This window comes from Pseudomonas sp. P4_C3, assembly GCF_056402075.1.
In genome coordinates this window covers 1-4,367 of record NZ_JBFUIC010000330.1, presented here as the reverse complement: position 1 = coordinate 4,367, position 4,367 = coordinate 1, and the positions used below count along the sequence as shown (strand labels likewise).

Annotated in this window: 5 protein-coding genes; 1 reads left to right on the top strand and 4 read right to left on the bottom strand. The window is 61.6% G+C overall.

Annotated elements, in window-relative coordinates:
* Nucleotides 1-421 (bottom strand): flavin-containing monooxygenase (locus AC1DVH_RS26895; RefSeq protein WP_477756349.1); only part of this gene is annotated, 421 nt, incomplete at its 3' end.
* 198 nt (nt 422-619) lie between these two features.
* Between AC1DVH_RS26895 and AC1DVH_RS26890 the strand changes: the two genes are divergently transcribed.
* The gene (locus tag AC1DVH_RS26890; protein ID WP_477756348.1) at nt 620-1,693 is read left to right on the top strand and encodes a diguanylate cyclase; all 1,074 of its coding nucleotides are present in this window, start codon (nt 620-622) and stop codon (nt 1,691-1,693) included.
* 211 nt (nt 1,694-1,904) lie between these two features.
* On the opposite strand, the gene AC1DVH_RS26885 is transcribed toward AC1DVH_RS26890, so the two are convergent.
* From AC1DVH_RS26885 to AC1DVH_RS26875, 3 genes are all read right to left on the bottom strand, one after another.
* Nucleotides 1,905-2,774 carry an isocitrate lyase/PEP mutase family protein gene (locus tag AC1DVH_RS26885; RefSeq protein WP_477756347.1) on the bottom strand — a complete coding sequence of 290 codons (870 nt, stop codon included), beginning with the start codon at nt 2,772-2,774 and terminating at the stop codon, nt 1,905-1,907.
* Between the two features lie 142 nt (nt 2,775-2,916).
* On the bottom strand, nt 2,917-3,951 hold the full coding sequence (gene astA / locus AC1DVH_RS26880; protein ID WP_477756346.1) for an arginine N-succinyltransferase: 1,035 nt from the start codon (nt 3,949-3,951) through the stop codon (nt 2,917-2,919).
* 52 nt (nt 3,952-4,003) lie between these two features.
* On the bottom strand, nt 4,004-4,367 hold a 364-nt coding region (locus tag AC1DVH_RS26875; protein WP_477756345.1), incomplete at its 5' end, for an arginine N-succinyltransferase.

Below are 4,367 nucleotides of genomic sequence, written 5' to 3'. Positions count from 1 at the left end.
CCACTGGTTGACTCAGCGGCCCGGTCGCGTTGATCAGGAACTGCGCGCAAAACGTGCCTTTGTCGGCGGTGTACAGCGTCCAGCGTTTGTTGGCGTCGTCCCATTCGACGCGCTCGACATTCGCGCTCAGTTCTACCTTGTCCCGCAGGCCGAAGTGTTCCACCACATGGCGGGTGTAGCGGCGCAGTTCGGCCTGTCCGGCGAACATTTGCGTCCAGCGATAAGGGGCGAAAGACAATGAGTAAAGCGGCGAGGGCACATCGACTGCCGCGCCGGGATAGGTGTTCTGGCACCAGGTGCCGCCGAAGAAATCCCGTCGTTCCAGCAGGCGGAAATCGTCGATGCCGRCCTTGAGCAGATTGATTGCAGCACATTGGCCGCCAAACCCGCTGCCGATGATCAATACTTGAAAGGTCTGCATGGGCCTCCTCTTATGGTCATTGATCAACCCTTCTTTCATGTATAGCCGTTTCTGGAGACGAGGCTTTTGCTTTTACACGAGCGTGATGTCGCGATATTCAGCCTGTCAGTTGGTGATGGCTATTTGATCTCACCCTGATAGACTCCAGCACACAGGCACAGGCTGTTTTCGCATTCCGTCGAGTGGCACAGAGGCCCTATGGCAAAATCGGGAGGAAAGGGGGTTTCATTGGCCAGGAGGCTCTATACATCGCGAATCCTCGGGTTGGCCCTGGGATTGGTGTGCGTGAGTGTGGCGATGTATCCACTCGATCCGGCGCCCTGGGTCTGGGGATTCATGTGGTTCAACGGCCTGGTCTGGCCGCACCTGGCTTACCAATGGACGCACCGGGCCAGGACGCCTTATCACGCCGAACACCGCAATCTGCTGATCGATGCCTTTCTCGGCGGTTTCTGGATTGCCGCGATGCATTTCAATCCACTGCCCAGCGCGACCACCATTTCCATGATGGCCATGAACAACGTGGCCATCGGCGGCCTGCGCTTCCTGCTGGCCGGGACGGCCGCGCAAGTGCTGGGCGYCGGTGTTGGCTTGCAGATGTTCGCCCCGGCGTTCATTCCTGCCACCAGCCCGGTGCAGCTCTATGCCTGTTTGCCATTGCTGTGCCTGTATCCGTTGGCGCTGGGCTGGATCTGCTTCCGCCAGGCCCATACCCTCGGCCGTCAGAAACGTGAACTGCTGGCACTGAGCCGCACCGACAGCCTGACGGGCCTGCTGAACCATGGCACCTGGAAGGACCAGCTGGAGGTCGAGTTCCAGCGTTGCAAACGTCAGCAAAAAGGCGGGGCGATTGCGCTGATCGATATCGACCATTTCAAAGCCATCAACGATACCTACGGCCATGTTGCCGGTGACATCGTCCTGCGTCAGTTGAGCAAAATGCTCGGGCACAGCCTGCGAGCGACCGATGTCGCAGGGCGCTACGGCGGTGACGAGTTCTGCGTGATCCTTCCGGACCTGCCCCTGAACCGCGCCGCCGCCGTCATGGAGGCCCTGCGCGATCGATTCGCCACCTTGGGGGACGAGCAGAACCCGGCGCTGGAAGTCAGCCTGAGCATTGGCCTGGCGTCATTCAACCCGGCCCACGCCGACGCGATGCTCTGGCTCAATGACGCCGACCATGCGCTATACGAAGCCAAGACCAGCGGGCGTAATCGAGTGATCTGTTGCGGCAATGGCAAACCCCATCGCGAACTGCTCGACTCGGTGTGACTGTCCACAGCAAGACCTGTGTGAGCGAGCTTGCTCCGGGCGGCGATCCGACGAAAGCGGCGTGTCAGGCGGCAGTGGTGTTGGATGTGCTGACCCCTTCGCGGGCAAGCCCGCTCCCACAAGGATCTTGGGTGAATACAAAATTTGTGTTCAACAAAAATCCACTGTGGGAGCGAGCTTGCTCGCGATGGCGGCGCGTCGGTTTAAACCGTCATTCCTTCACGCTCATGAACTCTTCCGCGTAGCGGATGTATTCCTCGGGTTGCGTGTAGGTGTGAGTCAGCTCGGTCGCGTTCAGGTCCGACGTCTGGGTGAGTATCTGGCGTTGCTCGCGCAGGCTGTCGTAGGTCGCCTTGATCGCGGCGAAGTAAGCGCCATGGCCGTCGATGGTCACGCGCACACCCAGTTCGGCCAGGCGCTTGTCATCGCGTAGCAGCGGGTTGCCGTAGGTCACCAGCATCAGCGGCACGCTCAGGTGCTCGGCGATCTGCTCCAGATGGTCGAAGTCCTTTACGCCCACCATGCAGATACCGTCGGCCCCGGCGCGCTGGTATTGCCGGGTGCGGCTGATGATTTCCTGCACCGGCAGAATCCCCGCATGGGTGCGGGCGATGATCGCCATTTCCTTATCGCAGCGGGCTTCCAGTGCCGCGCGGATCTTGCCGACACCTTCGGCGACCGTGATCAGGTCGGTGGATTTGCGGCCAAACTGCGCAGGCAGCAGGGTGTCTTCGATGGTCAGCGCGGCGACGCCGGCCCGTTCGAGTTCGACGATGGTGCGCATGACGTTGAGCGCGTTGCCGTAGCCGTGGTCGGCGTCAGCAATCACCGGCAACTGGGCGACACGGCCGATGCGGGTGGCCTGTTCAGCGAATTCGCTGAGGGTGATCAGGGCAAAGTCAGGGGCGCCCAGCACTTGCAACGAGGCGACCGAACCACCAAGGATCCCGACTTCGAAGCCCAGGTCGGCGGCGATGCGGGCCGACATCGGGTCGAAAACCGAGGCTGTGTGGTAGCAGGTGTCGGAGGCGAACAATTGGCGAAAATTGCGGCGCAAATCTTGATGGGAAAGCCTGGACATATGAGTTCCACCAATGGAATGGAGGGGCTTGAGCAAAAGTGTCAACGCCGAAGAAATAAAAGGCTAACACGCGCACAGGAGGAGAATGATGACGAATTTGCCGGGTCAGGCAGATTGACGTCGCAACGATGGAGCTGATAAGTCACGCCGCCTCGGCCTGTTGCCGTTGGTCAAGCAGCGGCACGGCGCGCACCGAGTCGCCGGGTTGCAGTTGCAAGCGCTTGGCGGTCAGGCGGTCAACCACCAGGCTGTTGCCCTCCTGTCGTGCCGGGGCGCAGGTAATGCGGCAGCTTTCCAGGCGGCGATTGTGGATCAGCCAGAGGGGCGCTTTATCGTCCGGCGAGCCGATGGCCAGTGACAGCGGTTGGCTGTCGCGCACGGTGCGGATCCCGGAAACCGGGGCTTCAAGGACCGGTCCGCCGTCGAAGATATCGATGTAGCCCTTGTGGGCAAACCCTTCGGCGCTGAGGATTTTCAGGGCCTGCTCGGTATTCGGGTGGGCCTTGCCGATCACCGCCTGGGCCTGTTCGGTCAGCAGGCAGGTGTACAGCGGCTGGCGCGGCATCAATTCGGCGATGAACGATTTGTTGCCCAGCCCGGACAAGTGATCGGTGTGGCTGAAGTCCATCTTGAAAAAGTGCCGGCCGAGGCTGTCCCAGAACGGCGAGCCACCTTGTTCGTCGGCACTGCCGCGTAACTCGGCGATGAACCGGTTGCCGAACAGCTGCGTAAACTCGGCCACAAACAACAAACGCCCGAGCGAAAGCAAACGGCCGTTGCTTCCCTGGCGCTGATCGGGGCGCAGGTACAGCGAGCAGACTTCCGATTGCCCGGTCAATTCATTGCTCAGGAACAGGGTCGGGATCTGGCGCTCGATACCCAGGTCCGGTGCCGCACTGACCGTCAGTCCGACCCGGTAGTTGTACCAGGGCTCGCGCAGGCCGACGCCACCCGTCAGGGCGCTGACGCCCACCACTTGCTGCTCGTCGTCCTCGAGCACGAACAGATAATCGGCATCGGCCCGATCGACCTGCCCGGCGAAAGTGCGTTGGGCCCAGCGGATCCGGTGGGCCAGGCGTTCTTCGTCGGCCGGCAGGCTGGTAAGTCCCGGAACGGCCTGACGCACCAGCGTGAACAGGGCGGGCAGATCGGTGATCTGGACCGGACGGACAATCATGCGGCTGTTCCTTGTTCGTGTGTGCTCGGGCGGTGACGTCGCGGGCGGCTATTCACAGGGCGATCAGCCTGATCGGGCTGCCCTCGGTCACCTTCAGCGCCTTGCACATGGCTGCGTCCAGCGTGACGGGTTGCCCGGTGATGTAATCAAGATCGGCGACGATGGCCCGGTAATCCTTCAAGGACTCGTTGCTCACCAGAAAGCTGCCGCGGGCATCGATCACAGGTCCCGGCCGCGTGATAGCGCACTGGCTGTGGGCGATGGAACGAATGCCCGACGTGCGCGCATACAGGGTCGGGCCTCCATCGAACAAATCGATGTAGCTGTTGGTTTCGAAGCCTTCACGCTCGAGGATATCGAAGGCTTCCTGGCCGTCGGGGTGGATGCTGCCGATACAGTCCTGTGCTGCCTGGGGC

Coding starts and splice junctions, on each gene's coding strand:
- AC1DVH_RS26885 (WP_477756347.1), bottom strand. CDS start 2,774: ATGTCCAGGCTTTCCCATCAAGATTTGCGCCGCAATTTTCGCCAATTG.
- astA (WP_477756346.1), bottom strand. CDS start 3,951: ATGATTGTCCGTCCGGTCCAGATCACCGATCTGCCCGCCCTGTTCACG.